The organism is Nocardia iowensis (assembly GCF_019222765.1).
Lineage (GTDB): Bacteria > Actinomycetota > Actinomycetes > Mycobacteriales > Mycobacteriaceae > Nocardia > Nocardia iowensis.
This window is the reverse complement of the sequence record NZ_CP078145.1, coordinates 5,950,312-5,969,985: the sequence shown is the minus strand read 5'-3', so window position 1 is coordinate 5,969,985 and position 19,674 is coordinate 5,950,312. Positions and strand designations below refer to the sequence as shown.

Annotated in this window: 20 protein-coding genes; 15 read left to right on the top strand and 5 right to left on the bottom strand. The window is 67.4% G+C overall.

All coding sequences use genetic code 11. The annotated features are described in order from the left end of the window. Positions 1-141: 141 nt before the first annotated feature. Both KV110_RS27430 and KV110_RS27425 read left to right on the top strand, forming a co-directional pair. Entirely contained in the window at positions 142-1,806 is a 1,665-nt protein-coding gene (locus tag KV110_RS27430) for an RsmB/NOP family class I SAM-dependent RNA methyltransferase (protein ID WP_246634011.1), read from the top strand. Positions 1,807-2,140: 334 nt separating this feature from the next. After that, on the top strand, positions 2,141-2,776 hold the full coding sequence (locus KV110_RS27425) for an HD domain-containing protein (RefSeq protein ID WP_218470132.1): 636 nt from the start codon (positions 2,141-2,143) through the stop codon (positions 2,774-2,776). Between the two features lie 39 nt (positions 2,777-2,815). On the opposite strand, the gene KV110_RS27420 is transcribed toward KV110_RS27425, so the two are convergent. Next, complete coding sequence (locus KV110_RS27420; RefSeq protein WP_246634010.1) at positions 2,816-3,190, bottom strand: VOC family protein; 375 nt, start codon at positions 3,188-3,190, stop codon at positions 2,816-2,818. 125 nt (positions 3,191-3,315) lie between these two features. Between KV110_RS27420 and KV110_RS27415 the strand changes: the two genes are divergently transcribed. Continuing rightward, positions 3,316-3,666 carry an MmcQ/YjbR family DNA-binding protein gene (locus KV110_RS27415; RefSeq protein WP_218470130.1) on the top strand — a complete coding sequence of 117 codons (351 nt, stop codon included), beginning with the start codon at positions 3,316-3,318 and terminating at the stop codon, positions 3,664-3,666. 8 nt (positions 3,667-3,674) lie between these two features. Here the strand turns inward: KV110_RS27415 and KV110_RS27410 are convergent, their stop codons facing one another. Both KV110_RS27410 and KV110_RS27405 read right to left on the bottom strand, forming a co-directional pair. Next, positions 3,675-4,625: an RNA polymerase sigma factor SigF gene (locus tag KV110_RS27410; protein WP_393540008.1), complete on the bottom strand. Its 951-nt coding sequence runs from the start codon at positions 4,623-4,625 to the stop codon at positions 3,675-3,677. After that, positions 4,625-5,047 carry an ATP-binding protein gene (locus KV110_RS27405; protein ID WP_218470129.1) on the bottom strand — a complete coding sequence of 141 codons (423 nt, stop codon included), beginning with the start codon at positions 5,045-5,047 and terminating at the stop codon, positions 4,625-4,627. Before KV110_RS27405 ends, KV110_RS27410 begins: the two co-directional genes overlap by 1 nt. A 95-nt stretch (positions 5,048-5,142) precedes the next feature. On the opposite strand from KV110_RS27405, the gene rpe reads away from it, so the two are divergent. Next, the gene (rpe, locus tag KV110_RS27400; RefSeq protein WP_218478946.1) at positions 5,143-5,799 is read left to right on the top strand and encodes a ribulose-phosphate 3-epimerase; all 657 of its coding nucleotides are present in this window, start codon (positions 5,143-5,145) and stop codon (positions 5,797-5,799) included. 18 nt (positions 5,800-5,817) lie between these two features. On the opposite strand, the gene KV110_RS27395 is transcribed toward rpe, so the two are convergent. Further along, on the bottom strand, positions 5,818-6,288 hold the full coding sequence (locus KV110_RS27395) for a hypothetical protein (protein WP_218470128.1): 471 nt from the start codon (positions 6,286-6,288) through the stop codon (positions 5,818-5,820). A gap of 575 nt (positions 6,289-6,863) precedes the next feature. On the opposite strand from KV110_RS27395, the gene KV110_RS27390 reads away from it, so the two are divergent. From KV110_RS27390 to KV110_RS27370, 5 genes are all read left to right on the top strand, one after another. After that, a complete protein-coding gene (locus KV110_RS27390) occupies positions 6,864-7,487 on the top strand; it encodes a riboflavin synthase (RefSeq protein WP_218470127.1) in 624 nt (207 codons plus the stop codon). Between the two features lie 136 nt (positions 7,488-7,623). Further along, positions 7,624-8,868, top strand: coding sequence for a bifunctional 3,4-dihydroxy-2-butanone-4-phosphate synthase/GTP cyclohydrolase II (locus KV110_RS27385; RefSeq protein ID WP_218470126.1), 1,245 nt, complete (start codon positions 7,624-7,626; stop codon positions 8,866-8,868). Between the two features lie 30 nt (positions 8,869-8,898). Next, on the top strand, positions 8,899-9,378 hold the full coding sequence (gene ribH, locus KV110_RS27380; RefSeq protein WP_218470125.1) for a 6,7-dimethyl-8-ribityllumazine synthase: 480 nt from the start codon (positions 8,899-8,901) through the stop codon (positions 9,376-9,378). 63 nt (positions 9,379-9,441) lie between these two features. Next, the gene (locus tag KV110_RS27375) at positions 9,442-9,933 is read left to right on the top strand and encodes a PH domain-containing protein (protein WP_218470124.1); all 492 of its coding nucleotides are present in this window, start codon (positions 9,442-9,444) and stop codon (positions 9,931-9,933) included. 49 nt (positions 9,934-9,982) lie between these two features. Beyond that, complete coding sequence (locus KV110_RS27370; protein WP_218470123.1) at positions 9,983-10,522, top strand: hypothetical protein; 540 nt, start codon at positions 9,983-9,985, stop codon at positions 10,520-10,522. 100 nt (positions 10,523-10,622) lie between these two features. Here the strand turns inward: KV110_RS27370 and KV110_RS27365 are convergent, their stop codons facing one another. Then, a complete protein-coding gene (locus KV110_RS27365; RefSeq protein ID WP_218470122.1) occupies positions 10,623-12,587 on the bottom strand; it encodes a gamma-glutamyltransferase family protein in 1,965 nt (654 codons plus the stop codon). Between the two features lie 210 nt (positions 12,588-12,797). On the opposite strand from KV110_RS27365, the gene KV110_RS27360 reads away from it, so the two are divergent. From KV110_RS27360 to whiA, 6 genes are all read left to right on the top strand, one after another. Beyond that, entirely contained in the window at positions 12,798-13,493 is a 696-nt protein-coding gene (locus KV110_RS27360) for an HAD family hydrolase (RefSeq protein ID WP_218470121.1), read from the top strand. 163 nt (positions 13,494-13,656) lie between these two features. After that, positions 13,657-14,094 carry a hypothetical protein gene (locus KV110_RS27355; protein ID WP_218470120.1) on the top strand — a complete coding sequence of 146 codons (438 nt, stop codon included), beginning with the start codon at positions 13,657-13,659 and terminating at the stop codon, positions 14,092-14,094. 9 nt (positions 14,095-14,103) lie between these two features. Continuing rightward, entirely contained in the window at positions 14,104-16,125 is a 2,022-nt protein-coding gene (gene uvrC, locus KV110_RS27350) for an excinuclease ABC subunit UvrC (RefSeq protein WP_218470119.1), read from the top strand. A 253-nt stretch (positions 16,126-16,378) separates the two neighbouring features. Further along, positions 16,379-17,359 carry an RNase adapter RapZ gene (gene rapZ, locus KV110_RS27345; protein ID WP_246634009.1) on the top strand — a complete coding sequence of 327 codons (981 nt, stop codon included), beginning with the start codon at positions 16,379-16,381 and terminating at the stop codon, positions 17,357-17,359. Next, a complete protein-coding gene (locus KV110_RS27340) occupies positions 17,356-18,402 on the top strand; it encodes a gluconeogenesis factor YvcK family protein (RefSeq protein ID WP_218470118.1) in 1,047 nt (348 codons plus the stop codon). Before rapZ ends, KV110_RS27340 begins: the two co-directional genes overlap by 4 nt. Then, positions 18,393-19,376: a DNA-binding protein WhiA gene (whiA, locus tag KV110_RS27335; RefSeq protein WP_218470117.1), complete on the top strand. Its 984-nt coding sequence runs from the start codon at positions 18,393-18,395 to the stop codon at positions 19,374-19,376. The genes KV110_RS27340 and whiA overlap by 10 nt, the downstream gene beginning before the upstream one ends. Positions 19,377-19,674: the final 298 nt, after the last annotated feature.

Sequence of the window (19,674 nt, the reverse complement as noted above, 5' to 3'; positions counted from 1 at the left end):
CGTGCCCTCGTCACGGCGCACCGTCCAGGCCCGGGGCGCGGCCCCATGGCCGCAACGAAAGTGGTGGAATATGACAGCACGGCGCACGGTATCGCTACCCGACCGGGCTGTCGAAGCCGGTTTCGCACAGGGCGTGGTCGAATGACACCCCCGGAAGGCAATCGCGGCAACGACTCTCGCGATGCTGGGCGAGCACGCAACGATCGGTCGAACGGCACCGAATCGGGTCGCGGCAATGCCGCCCGAACGAACAGCGCCCGCACCGGCGACTCCGCTCCGCGACGAGACAATCCGCGCGGGCGTTCCGATGCGGCAGGCCGCGGCCAGTCCGTCAGCGCGAATCAGCGCTCCGCACAGGGCGGTTCGCGCTCGACCGATCGTGCCGGGGCGAAGGCCGCACGGCCGGGCGCGTCCGCGAAACGTGGTGGCGGCCCGAAGGATCGGGGATCGGCCCCGGGTGGACGCGGCGGCGGCGAAGTTGCCGATGCCCCTCGGCTCGTCGCGCGTGACGTGCTGCGGGCCGTGCGCGAGCGCGACGCTTACGCGAATCTTGTACTGCCCGGGCTGCTTCGGGACCGGCGGATCACCGGGCGGGACGCGGCCTTGGCCACCGAGCTCGCGTATGGCGCGTGCCGTACGCGCGGGTTGCTCGACGCGGTGATCGAGGCGGGTGCGGGTCGGCCGATCGCCGAGATCGACGGTCCGTTGCTGGATGTGTTGCGGCTCGGCGTGTATCAGCTGTTGCGGACCCGGATCGGGGCACACGCGGCGGTGGATACCTCGGTGGCGCTGGCGCGCACCGAATTCGGGGCGGGCAAGGCGGGATTCGTGAATGCCGTGCTGCGACGGGCCGGGGAGAAGACGGCCGAGGAGTGGGTGGCCGCACTCGCACCGCAGGATCCGGTGGGGCGGTTGGCCTTCGAATTCGCGCATCCGGTGTGGATCGCGCAAGCCTTCGCGGACGCGCTCGGCGCGCGGGCGGGGGAGTTGCGGGACGCGCTGGCCGCCGATGACGCGCGCCCGGCGGTGCACCTGGTCGCCCGGCCCGGCGAAATCACCGCCGAGGAATTGGCTTTGGTGACCGGCGGGGAGGAAGGCCGGTGGTCGCCCTACGCGGTCTATCTGGACAGCGGCGATCCCGGGAAACTCGAGCCGGTCCGTGAAGGCATGGCCGGTGTGCAGGACGAAGGCAGTCAACTCGTCGCGCTCGCGCTGACGCGGGCGCCGCTGAACGGACCGGACGGCGGGCGCTGGCTCGATCTGTGCGCGGGACCGGGCGGTAAGGCGGCGCTACTCGGCGCACTCGCCGCCATCGACGGGTTCCGCGTCGACGCGGTCGAACCCGCGGAGCACCGCGCCGAGCTCGTCCGCAAGTCCGTGCACGGCCTGCCGGTCGATGTGCACGTGACCGACGGCCGCGCCAGCGGCCTGACCCCCGGCTACGACCGCATCCTCGTGGACGCACCGTGCACCGGTCTCGGCGCACTCCGCCGCAGGCCAGAGGCCCGGTGGCGGCGCACCCCTGCCGACGTCGCCCAACTTGTCACCCTGCAACGCGAATTGCTCACCGCCGCATGGGATCTGCTGCGCCCCGGCGGCGTCCTCCTGTACTCCACCTGTTCCCCCCACCTCCCGGAAACAGTATCCGTCGTCGCCGACGCCGTCCGCCGCACCGGCGCCGAACAACTCGACACCCGAGACCTCCTCCCCGGCGTCGCCGACCTCGGCGACGGCCCCACCGCCCAACTCTGGCCCCACCGCCACGGCACCGACGCCATGTTCTTGGCCGCCCTACGCAAACCCTGACCCCGCACCCCTCCGCACCCGCCGCGCCCAAACCAGCTGACGATTCCGTGCGCGGCGGGTAAAGAGCTGCGCGCACCCGCAAGCGGGTGCACGGCGGGTGCGCGGTTGATCCTGCTGTCGCCGATCCACCCGCTGGCGCGGTAGTGACGTATCCCGCGCACCTCTGTGCGGGGCGCGCGTGAAGCAGCTAGCGGTTTCGTACGCGGCCGCATGAGACGTGCGCGGCGGTATTGCGCTTAGGTTGCGGGGTGTGGGGGCGAGGTTGCTGGATTGGGATGGGACACGATGTGGGTCCGCCGCGGGTTGCGGCGCTGCGCGGAATATTGTCGCCGCCATGGAATTCTCCCTGGATCTGCCGTGCAGCTCGCTTGCGGATGCGGTGATGGCGGTCGTGTGGAGCTCCTTGCCGGAGCCGATCGCCAACCACAGTGTGCGTAGCTTCCTGTTCGCCGAACTGCTCGCCGAGCATCAAGGATTGATCAACGACCCGGAGTACGACCGCGAACTGGTGTTCGCGGCGGCGGTGATGCACGACCTCGGCACCGGGAATCGGGCGCCGGGCAAGGCGCGCTTCGAGGTCGAGGGCGCCGATATCGCTGCGGACGTGCTCACCCGGCACGGTGCGTCCGCCGCGGCTGTGGATCGGGTGTGGGAGGCGATTGCCTTCCACACGTCCGAAGGCATCGCCGAGCGCCGCGGTCTGCTGCCCTACCTCACCGCGGAGGGCAGCAAAATGGACATCGGCTACAACGCGGACCTCACCGATAAGTATCAGGAGGCCATCCACGCCGCCTACCCTCGGTTGAACATGGTGAAGGTCCTGACCGACGCGATCGTCGACCACGCGAGCCGGTCCGATGACAGCGCCCCGATCTTCTCCCTCGGCAACCTACTCACCAAGGAACGTCAGGCGACCGGCGTCACCGAACTGGAACTACTGACCGCCGGAGTATCTCCCTGGGGCGACTAGCCCGACTTCGTTCGTCCAGCCCAATTCCCGTGCCTCACCTCAGGACTTGGGCTGGAAGAGCTCGATCGGGTTTCCCGCGGGGTCATCGGCCAGCACCTGCTTGCCGCCATTGCCGGTGATGATCTCGCTGCGGAAACCCACGCCTGCGGCGCGGAGACGTTCGACGCACGCGTCGAGATCGTCGACCTCGAGCTGAAATCGATTCCACCCACCGGGTTCCGGGAGTGTCCCATCGGGCATGGCCTGGCCCGCACCACCGCCGCCCGCCGGGGTGTTCAGGAGAAGCCGCAAGTCTCCTTGCGACAGCATGGCGAACCCGGGACCGGGATGCGCCTGCACCTGGAAACCGAGCAGTTCGTAGAAATGAATGGCGTCATCGACGTTGTCGACGATGTAGCGCACGCTGGCGGTCACGACCGGACCTCCCTCGTCGAGGATTGAGCCCTTCGACGGTATCTCGCGAGCCGCATGCCGCACCACGACTCGCCTGATTCCATTCGTCCAAGCCCGCGGGCACGTTCGTCCCGCACACTGACGGCATGGCATTGACGTGGCAAGACGTGGTCGCGCTCGCGACCGAGCTCCCCGATGTCGAGGAGTCGACGTGGTGGCGCAGCCCGGCGCTGAAGGTCGGCGGCAAAGGTTTCGGACGACTGCGCGCCGAAGCCGAGGGCGGACTGGTGCTCGCCTGCGAGCTCGGCGAGAAGGAAGCTTTGCTGGCCTCCGGTGACCCGGCCTTCTACACGACACCGCACTACGACGGTCACCCGTACATCCTCATCGATCTGGATCGCGTCGGCACCGAGCAGCTACGCGAAATGCTCGACGACGCCTGGTGGCTCACCGCCCCCGCGAAAATCCGCAAACAGCGTGCGCAGCGCAAGGGTTGACCGAGCCGTTACTCCCGACTGGACTGCTCGCGAAGCCGGGCAAGGGTTTTCGCGAGAATGCGCGAGACGTGCATCTGCGAAATGCCCATCTGCTGGGCGATCTGGGTCTGCGTCATCGATTCGAAGAACCGCATGGTGAGGATGCGGCGTTCGCGCTCGGGCAGCCCGGCCAGCAGCGGCCGGATCGCGACATACTCTTCGACACGGTCGAATTGGGTCTCTTCCTCACCGAGGGTGTCCAGCAGTGAGGCGTCGGTGTCGCGGCCGAGGGTGGCCGCGTCGATGGAGCTCGGCTGGTAGGCGTTGCCCGCGATGACGGCCTGGGTCACCTCGTCCGGGTCCACGTCGAGTTCGGCGGCGATCTCCTTGGCGGTCGGCGACCGGCCGAGGCGCTGCGAGAGTGCGTCGATCGCCGCACCGATGCGCAGATGGGTCTCCTTGACCCGGCGCGGAACGCGCATGGCCCAGGTGTTGTCGCGGAAGTAGCGACGAACCTCGCCCATGATGGTCGGTACCGCGAAGGACAGGAAGTTGGAGCCGCGTTCGACATCGAAACGGTCGACCGCGTGCACCAGTCCGACCCTGGCCACCTGGGTTAGATCGTCGAAGGGCTCGCCGCGCCCGCTGAACTTGCGCGCGATGTGGTCGGCGAGCGGGATGCAGCGGCTGATCAACTCGGCACGTAACGCGCTGTGCCGCGCCGTGCCCGGTTTGCTGGCGCCGAGCTGTTCGAAAAGCAACCCCACATCGTCGTAACCAGGGACCGTCTTGACGGCTTCGAGAGCTTCGCTTTCCTCGACGGCATCCTCGGTCGACACGACGTCCGCGTCGTCCGCGCCGGTCTCGGCTTCGTCGGTGCCGGTCTCGGCGTCGTCGGTGACGCTCTCAGCCTGGTCGGTGACGGTGTCGGCGTTCTTGTCGTCGCGATCGGAGTCGAACACGGTGTCCTCGTCCGCCACTACGCTTTCCCTCGGACCCGACGGAACTCGACCGTCGTCGGATATCCGGAAACCGTCGAATCGAATGAATCCTGAGTCGCCTGCACCTCATCGGTGAGGGTGCGTAGTACGTGCCAGCCGAAGCTGCGTTGGTCGGGTAGGCCCGGCTTGGCGGCGATCCCGCTGACTCGGACCAGCAGTTCGGTCTCACCGACGGTGAACCGGCAGTGCAGGCTGGTGTCGGGCCCCGCGACCGCGATCAGCGTCGAGCACACCTCGTCGACGGCCAGCCGGATGTCGGCCACCTCGTCCAGCGTGAAATCGCTGAGTAGGACGAGAGTTTCGGCGAGCCCACGCACGATGGGCAGCTGTGTGACCGATGCGGCCACCCGAATCTCCACCGGGGTGCTGTAAAGCCCCTGTTCCGCCGAAATGTTGATCACGCTATGCAGGCTACCCACTCCCGCGCTGGACAACCCCACTACCGATAGACTCCGACGTTGTGTCCACCCCGACTTACACCCGCCCGGCCGTCCCGATGATCGCCCCCTCCATCCTGTCCGCGGACTTCGCACACCTCGCGGACGAGGCCCGAGCGGTGGCCGGTGCCGACTGGTTGCACGTCGATGTGATGGACGCGCACTTCGTGCCGAATCTGACCCTGGGGCTTCCGGTGGTCGAGAGCCTGCTCAAGGCGACCGACATCCCGCTGGACTGCCACCTGATGATCGAGGACCCGGGTCGTTGGGCGCCGCCGTACGCCGAGGCTGGCGCGCACAATGTGACCTTCCACGCCGAGGCGACCGACGATCCGATCGCGGTGGCCCGCGATATTCGCGCGGCGGGGGCCAAGGCCGGTCTCTCGGTGAAGCCGAACACACCGATCGAGCCGTACCTGGAGATTCTGCGTTCGTTCGACACGCTGTTGGTGATGAGTGTCGAGCCCGGTTTCGGTGGGCAGTCGTTCATCGCTGAGGTACTGGAGAAGGCGCGCATCGTGCGCAGGCTGGTCGACGCCGGTGAGCTGCGCCTGCTGGTGGAGATCGACGGCGGTATCAACACCGACACGATCGAGGCGGCCGCGGCGGCGGGCATCGATTGTTTCGTCGCCGGGTCCGCGGTCTACAACACGGCCGATCCCGGGGCCACCGTCGAAGCGTTGCGCAGGCAGGCCGCCGCGGTGCGGGTCGGCTGATCAGTTCCGCGAAATCGCTTACAGCGCGCGGACTTTTCGAGTTCCGACAGCGCGTGCCGCCTCGATCACCGCGTTGAGCGGTGGCCGGGTCGTCGCGGTTTCCGGCCTGCGGATCCAGGTGCGGTAGCCGGTGTGTTCGTCGTCCGGTGAGGGCAATACCACCTGGCTGCCGGTGCAGGCGACCGTCGCGTACATCCGGAACAGCTCGGCGGAAACCGCGGCGCTGAGAGTGTCAGGGCGGTACGGCCCGGTGAGGAATGTCCAGCGCTTGGCGCGGGGGTGATCGACGACGGGGCCCGCCATGCCTGCCTGCTCGAGCCGCTGCTGCACCCGCTCGCCGATATCGGCGGGCATCGTGATGGCACCGTAGTGGGCACCGATGTGTATCAGAATGCGACGCGAGGTCGGATCGATCGAAGCGGGCAGCTGGAATTCGCGCCGATACTGCACGCAGCGAACTTCCAGCGTCGTATCGAGAAAGGTGGTCACGCCGTGCCCCCAAGTGTGTAGAACCTGATTTGTCCCACTGTGGTTTTCTGACTTCCTCGAGTGGTGGATGGTCCTGGGTTGAACTTCCTGGGGCGCACCTGCGTCACCAGGTCGAACTGTTCTGCTTCGAACGGCTCGGGCTAGCAGTCGAACGTTAGGAATCAGCTACATAACAATATTGCTTCCATTTTGGTCACGGCGCAAGCAAATGTTAAATATGCGGGGCAACTGGGTATGGGTTGGATTTGTGGGTTGCTGACGTTATGCCGTCGTTCGGTACTAAAACCGCGTTTGAATAATCTTGCTGATAAGTAATTAAAGCTATTTCCGTATCCTTGAACATAATTCGGTAGCGATTCTTTGTCGAGTGCTTGTTCCGGCCCGTCGCGACCGGCTGGCGGTCTTCTTCCTCCGGCGGTTGCCGGGACACGGTTCGATGAGCCCCGCAACCGGCCGCGCTGTCGCCTACGACCAGCCGTCGTTAGGCTGAGCCCCATGGCATCGACCGGCGGGAATACCCGCTGCGCCGGGGCTGTTCCGCAACCGAGGGCAACGACGCGACAGGGAGTCATGGCATGTTCACAGGCATCGTCGAGGAGCTTGGCGAGATCGTCGCCACCGAGCGGTTGGCCGACGCTGCCCGGCTGACGATCCGGGGCAAGCTGGTGACCTCCGATGCCGGGCACGGTGATTCGATCGCGGTGAACGGCGTGTGCCTGACCGTCGTCGAGGTGATCGGCGGCGACTCGTTCACCGTCGACGTCATGCAGGAAACTCTCAACCGCTCCAGCATCGGCAAGCTGGACACCGGATCCAAGGTCAACCTGGAACGGGCCGCCGCGCTGAATAGCAGGCTCGGCGGACACCTCGTGCAGGGACACGTCGACGGCACCGGCACCGTGCTCTCCCGCACCCCCTCGGAGAACTGGGACGTGGTGCGCATCTCGCTGCCCGACGCGATCGCCCGCTATGTAGTGGAGAAGGGCTCGATCACCGTCGACGGCATCTCGCTCACCGTCTCCGGTCTCGGTGTCGCCGACCAGCCCGCGGAAGCGGGCAGCCGGGATTGGTTCGAGGTCTCGCTGATCCCGACCACGCTTGCCCTGACAAATCTCGGCTTTGCCACCGTCGGCACCACCGTCAACCTGGAGGTGGACGTGATCGCCAAGTACGTCGAACGCCTGCAGCAGCGCGGGTGAGCGACTTCGCGCAAGCCGGGCCCGGCCTGCCGACCAGCTTCGTCGCGCCGCGCCCCTTACGCGGCCGGGCGCGGAACACCCGCGGGCGACGCCGTACTGTAGGGGCGGACCTATTTCGAGATGGAGCACAACAGACGTGACCAGGTTCGACACCATCGAGCGCGCAGTCGCCGACATCGCCGCCGGTAAGGCGGTTGTCGTCGTCGACGACGAGGACCGCGAGAACGAGGGCGACCTCATCTTCGCGGCCGAGAAGGCCACCCCCGAGCTGGTGGCCTTCATGATTCGCTATACCTCCGGTTATATCTGTGTGCCACTGACGGGTGACGACTGCGACCGGCTCGGCCTGCCGCCGATGTACGCGTTGAACCAGGACAAGCACGGCACCGCCTACACGGTGTCGGTCGATGCCCGCGAAGGCATCACCACCGGCATCTCCGGCGCCGACCGCGCAACCACCATGCGGCTGCTCGCCTCCGACGAGGCGAAGGCGGACGACTTCACCAGGCCCGGGCACGTGGTCCCGTTGCGCGCGAAGGACGGTGGCGTGCTGCGCCGCCCCGGCCACACCGAGGCCGCGGTCGACCTGTCCCGGATGGCCGGGTTGCGTCCCGCGGGTGTGATCTGTGAAATCGTCAGCCAGAAGGACGAGGGCCACATGGCCCGCACCGAGGAGCTGCGCGTCTTCGCCGACGAGCACAACCTCGCGCTGATCTCCATCGCCGACATGATCGCCTGGCGGCGCAAGCACGAGAAGCACGTGGTGCGGGTCGCCGAGGCGCGAATCCCCACGGCGCACGGCGAATTCATGGCCGTGGGTTACCAGAGCATCTATGACGAGGTCGAGCACGTCGCGCTGGTCCGCGGCGATCTCGCCGACGGCGACGATGTGCTGGTGCGGGTGCATTCCGAGTGCCTCACCGGTGATGTGTTCGGCTCGCTGCGGTGCGACTGCGGTCCGCAGCTGGACGCCGCGCTGGAAATGGTGGCCGCGGAAGGCCGCGGTGTGGTGCTCTACATGCGCGGGCACGAGGGCCGCGGCATCGGGCTGATGCACAAGCTGCAGGCCTACCAGTTGCAGGATTCCGGCCACGACACGGTCGACGCGAACCTGGAACTCGGCCTGCCCGCCGACGCCCGCGACTACGGCACCGGCGCACAGATCCTGGTAGACCTCGGGATTCGCTCGATGCGGCTGCTCACCAACAATCCGGCCAAACGCGTCGGCCTCGACGGATACGGGCTGCGGATCACCGAGCGGGTGCCGATGCCGTTGCGCGCCAACGCCGAAAACCTACGGTACCTGCGGACCAAGCGCGACCGGATGGGCCACGATCTGATCGGGCTCGACGACCTCGATCTGGGCGAGACCGCCCGCTGATTCCGCTGATTCACGGAAAGGCAGACATTGATGAGCGGTACCGGCGTACCGACTTTCGCGCTCGCTGATGCCAAGGATCTGAAACTCGGCATCGTCGCGTCGCGCTGGCACACCACGATCTGCGACACCCTGGTGGCGAACGCCGAACAGGTGGCCAAGGACGCGGGCGTCCTGCACGTCACGGTGGTTCGCTGCGCGGGTGCGATGGAGCTGCCGGTGGTGGCTCAGGAGCTGGCTCGCACCCACGACGCCGTGGTCGCGCTCGGTGTGGTGATCCGTGGTGGCACACCGCATTTCGAGTATGTCTGCGATGCGGTGACCGCCGGGCTCACCCGGGTCTCGCTGGACGCCGGTACCCCCGTCGCGAACGGGGTGCTCACCACCAACGACGAGGAGCAGGCGCTGGACCGCGCCGGACTTCCGGGGTCTGCCGAGAACAAGGGCGAACAGGCTTGTGCCGCGGCGCTCGATGCCGCGCTGACGCTGCGCTCGCTGCGGCAGTCCGCATGATGGGTGCAGCTCGGAGTCCGTTGGCGGACTGTGCGATGCCGCGGCGAACGCGGAGGTAAGTCGATGCCGGTCGTCCGTATCTTCCGCAGGAACGCCGAACCCGCTGCTACGCCCGAGTGGGAATTCGAGGTGCGTCCGCGCCGCGCGGTCCGCAACTGTCGGATCATCGCCACCCTGATCGCCGCCGCATTCCTCGCCGGCGGCATCTGGCTGCGCACCGGTTCGACCGGCGTGAACTTCCGAGTCGCCGACCAGATCGCCATGATCGTCATCGGCATCCTCATCGCCAGCGCCGTCCTGATGCTCACCCGGCCCCGGGTACGCGCTGGCGCCCAAGGCGTCTCGGTACGAAATGTCCTGGGCGACAACGACTTCCCCTGGGAAACAGTCCGTGGTGTGTCCTTCCCCGACCACAAATCCTGGGCCCGCCTAGAACTCGTCAACGACGACTACGTCCCCCTCCTCGCCATCCGCTCCAACGACAAACACCACGCCGCCCAAGCCCTAGACCAACTCCGCGACCTGGGCGCGAAATACACCACCACCCACGACTGATCGATGGCGTAACCACAGTTTCCGCCACATCCGGGCATATTCTCGAGCCATGACACCGGAAGCCGGAGTCCTCGCACAGGCCTTCGCCGACGATCCGCTGATGACCTACTTCTGGCCCGACGCCGACCGGCGACGCCGCGCACTGCCCTACTTCTGGGAATCCCGCGTCGAGTCGAGGCGGCGAAACGGCATCGTGGATACGGTGCGGGATGACACGAACGACATAGTGAGCGTCGTCCTGTGGGACCCGCCGGGTGTCACCTCGATGGCGGCGAAACCGGGAAGTCTGCTGCGCGCCCTGGGACTTGCGCTACCGAGAGTCCTCGCGACGTCGCGACGCATGGAGCACCTCAGACCGAAACAGCCGCACCTATATCTGGCGGCCGGCGGATCGCTGCCCCACGCCCAAGGCAACAGCCGCGTATCCGACATCGTCCGGACCCGCGTAGCGACCAGCAACGTCGACTGCTTCGTGGTAGCCACGAACCAAACGAGCAGGTCAATGGCCGAGCACGTCGGATTCCGCTTGGTAGCGGAGCTCCCCATAAACAAAGGCCCCATCATCTACGGCCTGCTCCGCCCCGTCTGACCACCAGGCCACCCGACCCCATCGCCAGTTCATGATCAACGGGACATGAGTCTTGGGCTTTGCCTCGACTCTGTTCCGTTGAGGACGGGCGGGCGACGGCTCAGCGGGTGTCGCCGAGGACTGCTCCTTCTCGGCGGGGGTCGGCGCCGCCGGTCCACCAGTTGGTGCTGTCGCGTTTCAAGGCGCTCAGGCCGCTGGATTGGGGGGCTACGGAGACCTGGTGGCCTAGTTCGCGTAGGCGGAGGACCAGGGCGTCGTGGTTGCCGTTGTCGGTGGTGTTGATGCTGGGGTGTTCGCCGCCGAGGCCGGTGGTGGGGGTGTTGCCTGCGCCGAAGGAGAGGGCGGAGACGGCTTGTTGGGGGTCGAGGCCCCAATCGAGCATGCCGATGAGGGTTTTCACGACGAACTGGATGATCACCGAGCCGCCGGGGGAGCCGGTGAGGTGGGTGAGGGGGCCGCGGGTGCCGTCGGGGGCCTTGTCGAAGACCAGGGTGGGGGCCATCGAGCTGCGGGGGCGCTTGTTGGGCTGGATCCGGTTGGCGACCGGTGCGCCGTCGGTGCCGAGCGGGTCGGCGGAGAAGTCGGTGAGCTGGTTGTTCAGCACGAATCCGTTGACGAGGTGGAATGAGCCGAAGGCGGATTCCACGGTGGTGGTCATGGCGGCGGCGTTGCCGTACTGGTCCACCACGGAGATGTGGCTGGTGCCGTGTTCGGGTGGCTGCGGGCCGACGCCGAGCGGGACGGGGCCGAAGTCGCCGGGTTGGGCGGTGCCCATGCTGCGGCCGCGGTCTATGAGTCCGGAGCGCTGCTTCAGGTAGTCCTTGTTCAGCAGGGTGTCGGGCGAATTGCCGGGCAGCGGAATGAAATCCGTGTCGGCGACGTACTTGTTGCGGTCGGCATAGGCGAGGCGTTCGGCTTCCGCGATGAGGTGGACCGCCTCGGCCTTCGGCTTGCCACCGTTGCGGGCGTCGGAACCGGTACCGAGGTTGTCCGGCGGCAGGGCGGCCAGGTCGAAGTTCTCCAGAATGCCGAGGGTGGCGGCGACGGTGCTGCCTCCGGAGGACGGATTCGGCATGCCGCAGATCTCGTGCGCGCGGTAGGTCGTGCAGAGGGCGGTGCGCTTCTTCGCCTGGTAGTTCGCCAGATCGGCGGTGGTCATCAGACTGGGCGTGCGCCCGCCGGAGGCGGAGGTGGCCGCGTCCACGATGTCGCGCGCGATGGCGCCGGTATAGAACGCCTGGGCGCCTTCGGAGGCGATGGCGCCCAACGTCTTCGCCATTGCCGGGTTGGTCAGCATGGTGTCCGCGGCCTTGGGTGTGCCGTCGGGAGTCAGGAAGTACGCCTTCGCCGCCTCGTCCGTAGCGAGATCCTTGGCCGATTCGGCGATCTGCCCGGCGAATCGCGGACTGATCGGGAACCCGCGATCGGCCAGCTCGATGGCCGGGTCGAACAGTTCGCGCCAGCCGGACTTGCCGTGGTCGCGGTGCGCCATCTCCAGCATCCGCAGCACCCCGGGCACGCCGATGGATCGGCCGCTGGCCCGGGTGTTCGGCTTCGGCTCGGTCCGGTCGGCGTCGCTGACCCAGCGCAGATAGTTCTCGGTCGCCGCCGCGGGCGCGACTTCACGCCCGTCGTAGGCGTCGATGGTTTTGGCGGTGGCGTCGTAATACATCAGGAACGAGCCGCCGCCGATGCCCGATGCCTGCGGCTCCACCAGCCCGAGCACCGTCTGCGCCGTGATCAACGCGTCCGCGGCGGTACCGCCCGCACGCAGCACCGCGCACGCGGCCTTCGTCGCCACCGGATTCGCCGTCGCCACCGCGTACGTTTTCGTGCGCACCGGTGTCATCCCCGACCGGTATCCGGTGGAGATCTCCGGGTTGGTGCTGATGTCCTGCGTCTTGCCCCCGGTGGCACCCGGAGTCGCGGCCACGGGTGTCCCGTTCGGGACCGTCTCGCAGACGCCTCCGGCCGTGTCCTCATCGGAAGAACAAGCCGTGACCGTCCCTAGCGTGAGCAGCATCGCCGCCGCCACACCGGTCCAGGTTCGTCGCGCGCGCCTCATGCTGGGACTCTAACTGTCGGCACCGGTACAGGGTGAGCGTTTTTGGCACCACGCCGGTGTCGACCGGCAAGCAGTGGATCGCAAGAATGCGGCACTGGGTGGATCGAGATGAACGCGACTGCGCGCCACCGTTTGTCGCCCAGGCCCGACCGGACCGCGCACCACCTGCGCTGACCGCACCGCACACCGACCCGTCGGTAGGCTGGTCCGGTGACCATCGAGGCGGTGCTCTTCGACTATTCCGGGACCTTGTTTCGACTGGAGGAGGACGAATCGTGGGGTGAGGCGCTGGTAGCGGCCGACGGCCGCCCCTTCGACGTGCACGAGAAGGCCGAGATCCTGCGCCGGATGACGGCGCCCGTCGATCAACTCGTCCAGTTCGACGCGGCGGGCCAGCACGCCTGGGACAACCGGGACCTGGACCCGAAGCTGCACCGACGGGCGTACCTCGAAGTCCTTCGCAAGTCCGGCGTACCGACCGACGACCAAGCGGCCGTCCTCTACGAGCGCTTGATCGACCCGATGGCCTGGACGCCCTACCCCGACGTCGAAGAATCGCTGACTCTGCTTGCGGCCCAGGGCATTCAGGTCGGCGTGGTAAGCAATATCGCCTTCGACATCCGCCCCGCCTTCACCAGCCGCAACTGGGACCGATATGTCGAAGCCTTCGCCCTGTCGTTCGAAATCGGCGCGGTGAAACCGGATCCCCGTATTTTCGCCGCTACCCTCGACAAACTCGGCGTCGATCCCGAGGCCGCCTTGATGGTCGGCGACAGCGCCGAAGCAGACGGTGGCGCAACCACACTCGGCTGCCGATTCGCCCTGGTAGAACCCCTGCCGACCCGCGAGCGCCCATCCGGCCTCCTCGATGCCCTACGCCAGCACGGACTTTCGCAGCGCCACTGATCCCACCGGTTACCCCGAACTCGACCGCCGATATCAGCGCCGGATCATTCCCGGCGCACCGCCGCAGCGCCCGAGTTGTCCGACTCTCCCGGGTGCTCTACCGTTCTGCCGGCGCGCCCGTTGATTCGGGCCGAGAGTGTCGACCTGAAGTTGGGGGAGCGCCGTGCGCGCGGAATTTTCGGACGAGGATTGTGCTGTCGCCGAAACCTGGGAACCGGACGACATACCCATACCTGCTCGTGAAGCAAGGGAAGCCGCCTGGGGGTTGGCCGGATTCGGTCTCGCCTATCCGGTGATCATGGGACTGGCGTTCGGTGGGGAAGCCGCGGGCGGCGCCGCGATCCAGTTCCTGTTCAGCTGGCTACTCGGCATCGTCGTCTGCGGGTTCACCCGAGGCGCGACCGGCGTGCGCGTCCTGGCGATCATCTTGGCCGCCGCCCAGGCGGTGGTCGGCCTGCGCACCCACCCCATCGACATCCCACCCGGACTGTGGCTGGTGGCGGTGGTCTATTCACTCGCGACCACCCCCGCCATCGTCTACCAGTTGTGCCGCCCCGCAACGAAGGCATGGTTCGCCAGCCCTGTCGGACCTCCTAGTTAGGCTTGACAGGTGGCAGATCCAGCGACGTACCGGCCCAAACCGGGCACGATTCCCGTCGAACCAGGGGTATACAAGTTCCGGGACGCGCATCGGCAGGTCATCTACGTCGGCAAGGCAAAGAGCCTGCGGAGCAGGCTGAACTCCTACTTCGCCGACGTCGCCTCGCTGCACCCGCGCACCCGGCAGATGGTCACCACGGCGGCGAGTGTGGAGTGGACGGTGGTCTCCACCGAGGTGGAGGCGCTGCAGCTCGAATACAACTGGATCAAGGAATTCGACCCGCGCTTCAACGTGCGCTACCGCGACGACAAGTCGTATCCGGTGCTCGCGGTGACGTTGAACGAGGAGTTTCCCCGGCTGTTCGTCTACCGCGGCGCCCGCAAAAAGGGCGTGCGCTACTTCGGCCCCTACGCGCATGCCTGGGCGATCCGGGAAACCCTCGACCTGCTGCTGCGGGTATTCCCCGCGCGCACCTGCTCCAACGGAGTGTTCAAGCGGCACAACCAGATCGGCCGCCCCTGCCTGCTCGGCTACATCGACAAGTGTTCGGCACCGTGCATCGGCCGGGTCAGCGCCGCGGAGCACCGCCAGATCGTGGAGGACTTCTGCGACTTCCTGGCCGGGCGCACCGACCGCATGGTCCGCCAGCTGGAACGCCGCATGCAGGACGCCGCCGAGGACCTGGATTTCGAGAACGCCGCCCGCCTGCGCGACGACGTGCAGGCGCTGCGCCGCGCGCTGGAGAAGCAGGCGGTCGTGCTCGGTACCGGCACCGACGCCGACGTGATCGCCTTCGCCACCGACGAGTTGGAGGCGGCGGTGCAGATCTTCCACGTCCGTGACGGCCGGGTCCGCGGCCAGCGCGGCTGGGTGGTCGACAAATCCGGTGATGCCATCGACGCACCGGAGGCGGGCAGCGAGATGGCCGTGCTGGTCGAGCAGTTCCTCACCCAGTTCTACGGTGAGCAGGTGGCCGTCGCCGAACTGGGCGAGGCCGAGCAGCCCACCGCCGTGGTGCCGCGCGAGGTGCTCGTCCCCGAACTCCCCGCCGACGCCGACCAGATCCAGGAGTGGCTGGCCAACCTGCGCGGCTCGGCCGTGCGCCTGCGGGTGCCGCAGCGCGGCGACAAGAAGGCGCTCGCCGAGACCGTGCAGCGCAACGCGATGGAGGCCCTGCAGCAGCACAAACTCAAGCGTGCGGGCGACCTCACCTCGAGATCGGCTGCGCTACAAGCCATTCAAGACGCGCTCGAACTCGACAGCGCACCCTTGCGGATCGAATGCGTCGACATCAGTCACGTGCAGGGCACCGACGTGGTCGCCTCGCTGGTGGTGTTCGAGGACGGCTTGGCCCGCAAATCCGAGTACCGCCACTTCACCATCAAGGAGGCCGCGGGCGAGGGCCGTTCGGACGACGTCGGCAGCATCCGAGAGGTGACCAGGCGACGGTTCTACAAGCTGCAAAAAGAGCGTGAGCTCATGGCGAGCGAGGACCTGGCGGCGTCGGACTCAGCGGCCGAAAACGGTGATGACGCGGCCGAACTCGTGTCCCGCCCTGGCATCGATCCGCAGACCGGCCGCCCGCGCAAGTTCTCCTACCCGCCGAATCTCTACGTCGTCGACGGTGGCGCACCCCAGGTCGCCGCCGCCGCGGAGGTGCTCGACGAGCTCGGCATCACCGACGTCGCGGTGATCGGCCTGGCCAAACGGCTCGAGGAGGTGTGGGTGCCGGGGGAGAGCGACCCGGTGATCATGCCGCGCAACAGCGAGGCCCTGTTCCTGTTGCAGCGGGTCCGCGACGAGGCACACCGGTTCGCGATCACCTTCCACCGCAGCAAACGCTCCCGCCGGATGACCGCGTCCGCGCTGGACTCGGTGCCCGGGCTCGGCGCGGCGCGCCGAACCGCGCTGGTTACCCATTTCGGTTCCGTCGCCAAACTGAAGCAGGCCACGGTGGACGAGATCACCGAGGTCCCCGGCATCGGCCTGGCGACCGCCAAGGCAGTGCTCGCTGCCCTACGGGAGGACTGAGGTACATCGGAATCGTCGGCTTTGCTCCCTTCCACCTATATCCTCGGTACCGTTCCAACACATGTTTGTGACCCGTCCTTGTCACCACGGAGGGTCATCGCGCATGTCTGCGCCCGATACCGGAGCCGGTGCGGGATGATTCGAGAGGTACCAGAGAGCGAGCGCAGCGAGTGAACCAACGACACAGCGTGCCACGGCACACGGCGGAGCCGAGCGCCAGCGCGGCGCAGTCGTGTGACGGATCCGGTAGGACATGACACGCGTCGAATCGAACAACACTGCGGGCAATCCGCGACAGACCGAGGGGCGGGCCGGCCCCTCGAGCGCTGTCTCAGCGGCGAACCCGCAGGTCGAGGTTGTAATCGTGACCGGACTATCCGGCGCGGGCCGCGGCACCGCCGCCCGGGTGCTGGAGGACCTCGGCTGGTACGTCACGGACAACCTGCCGCCGGAGCTGATCGGCCGGATGGTTGAACTGGGCGCCTCGGCCGACCCGCCGATCCGCAGTCTTGCCCTGGTGATGGACGTGCGCAGCAGGTTCTTCACCGGTGACCTCTCGGTGGTCACCGAACAGCTGCGCAAACTCGGCATCAAGACCAGGGTGCTGTTTCTCGAGGCATCCGATGACGTGCTGATCCGGCGCTTCGGCTTCGCCCGGCGCCGCCATCCGCTGCAGAGCGAGAGCAAGGACGGCACCCTCTCGGCGGGCATCGCCGCTGAACGGGTCCGGCTCTCGGCCGTGAAAGCGGCGGCCGATCTGGTCATCGACACCACCGAGCTCTCCATCCACCAGCTGCACCGCAAGCTGGAGGAGGCGTACGGCGACGGCGCGCCGAGCGCGCTGCAGCTGACCGTGCAATCCTTCGGCTTCAAGCATGGGGTTCCACTGGACGCCGACATGGTGTTGGATGTGCGTTTTCTACCTAATCCACATTGGATTCCAGAATTGCGGGAACACACTGGTCAGGAATCAGTGGTGAGCGAGTACGTGCTGTCGCGCCCCGGCGCGGACGATTACCTGCGTACCTGCCACCACCTGGTCGAACTGACGATGAACGGTTACCGCCAAGAGGGGAAGCGATACATGACCGTGGCAGTGGGCTGCACCGGAGGCAGGCACCGCAGCGTGGCGATAGCCGAGGCTCTTGGTGAACTGATGAGCGAGGTCACCGACGTGACCGAGGAACCAGCCGATGTGGTGCGGGTCGTCCACCGGGATCTGGGGCGCGAATGACAGGTTGGGAATCCGATCCCGGCATTGTCGCGCTGGGTGGCGGGCACGGCCTATACGCGACATTGACCGCCGTCCGGCGGCTGACCAGAAAGATCTGCGCGGTCGTCACCGTCGCGGACGACGGCGGTTCGTCCGGTCGGCTACGCGCCGAACTCGGCGTACTGCCGCCCGGCGATCTACGGATGGCGCTGGCCGCGCTGGCCGCGGACGCCGACGGAGTGTGGACGAAGACCGTGCAGCACCGCTTCGGCGGCACCGGCGCGCTGGCCGGACATTCGGTCGGCAACCTCATCCTGGCCGGACTGGCCGAGGTGCTCGGTGACCCCGTTGCCGCGCTCGACGAGGTCGCGAAGATGTTGCGCATCACCGGGCGGGTGCTTCCGATGTCCCCCATCGCGCTCGATATCGAAGCGGATGTGGCTGGGCTGGAAGCAGATCCGCGGGTCAGCCGCTGTATTCGCGGCCAGGTCGCCATCGCGACCACTCCGGGAAAGGTCAGGCGGGTGCGGTTGATTCCGTCCGACCCGCCGGCCAGTCCGGAAGCCACCTCGGCCATCGAACACGCCGATGTGGTCGTTCTCGGACCAGGTTCCTGGTTCACCAGCGTCATCCCCCATGTGCTCGTCCCCGAACTACGAGAGGCGCTGGTGTACACCCGAGCCAGGAAAGTCCTCGTGCTGAACCTCGCCGCCGAGCCCGGCGAAACGGCGGGTTTCTCCGCCGAACGGCACCTGCATGTATTGTCCCAGCACGCACCGGAATTCGTGGTCGACGAAGTATTGGTCGATTCGGGGTCGGTGCCCGAGGGTCGCGAAAGAGAACATGTGGCGAGAGCTGCCGAACAGTTGCGGGCACGGGTAACCTTCTCCGATGTCGCCGAAGCGGGAACGGACCGGCATCATCCCGGAAAGCTTGCCGCCGCACTGGATCAATTGATCCGGCAACCTCGGCCGCAAATGGCAGGGCTTCGAGTCGAGGGACGGCACATGGGTCAGGATGTGCGTTCCGGGTTGGGTGGAAAGGAGCGCGTCTCGTGGCGATGACAGCCGATGTGAAAGACGAGCTGAGCAGGCTCACCGTGTCACAGGTGAGTTCCCGCAAGGCCGAACTGTCCGCGCTGCTGCGGTTCGCGGGCGGCCTGCACATCGTCGGCGGGCGGGTGATCGTCGAGGCCGAGGTGGACATGGGTTCCATCGCGCGCAGGCTGCGCCGGGAGATCTTCGAGCTATACGGCTACGGCTCCGATGTGCACGTGCTCGGCGCGGGCGGTCTGCGCAAGACCTCCCGCTACGTGGTGCGCGTGTCCAAGGAGGGCGAGGCGCTGGCCCGGCAGACCGGGCTGCTCGACGTGCGTGGTCGTCCGGTGCGCGGCCTGCCCGCCCAGGTGGTCGGCGGCAGCATCGCCGACGCCGAAGCCGCTTGGCGCGGAGCGTTTCTCGCGCACGGCTCGCTCACCGAACCAGGTCGCTCCTCCGCCTTGGAGGTCAGCTGCCCCGGTCCGGAGGCGGCGCTCGCGCTCGTCGGTGCGGCCCGCAGGCTGGGCATCACCGCGAAGGCGCGCGAGGTGCGCGGCACCGACCGGGTCGTGGTCCGCGACGGCGAGGCCATCGGCGCGCTGCTCACCAGGATGGGGGCGCACGGCACCCGCATCGTCTGGGAGGAGCGCAGGCTGCGCCGCGAGGTGCGGGCCACCGCCAACCGGCTCGCCAACTTCGACGACGCCAACCTGCGCCGTTCGGCCAGGGCCGCGGTCGCCGCGGCGGCCAGGGTGGAGCGGGCGCTGGAGATCCTCAGCGACGACGTGCCGGACCATCTCGCCGCGGCAGGCAAGCTGCGGGTGCAGCATCGCCAGGCGTCGCTGGAGGAACTCGGCCAGCTCGCCGAACCGCCGATGACGAAAGACGCTGTGGCGGGACGGATTCGGCGATTGCTGTCGATGGCGGACCGGCGGGCCAAGGAGCTCGGCGTGCCCGACACCGAATCGGCGGTCACGGCGGAACTGCTCGACGAAGCCTGATCGACCCGGGAAGCTGTCATCCGGCCGGTGGGCCACCGCGTCCACCGGCCGGATGATCCCGGTTGTCGGCTGGATGTCACCGCGCGTCCTCCCGGCTGACGTCGGAGAGTCCTCCCGGCTGACGCGTAGAGCCGGAGCTTCCAGCGCGAACTCGCCACTCGATTCCGGCGCATATCGGAACGAGGGCTGAGTGAAAGCTTGTTAGACGGCCGAGTGAAAGCCTGCTAGATGGCCGAGTGAAAGCCTGTTGGACGGCTGAATGGATCCTGTTCGGCGTCCGAGGGAAAGTTCGAACCGG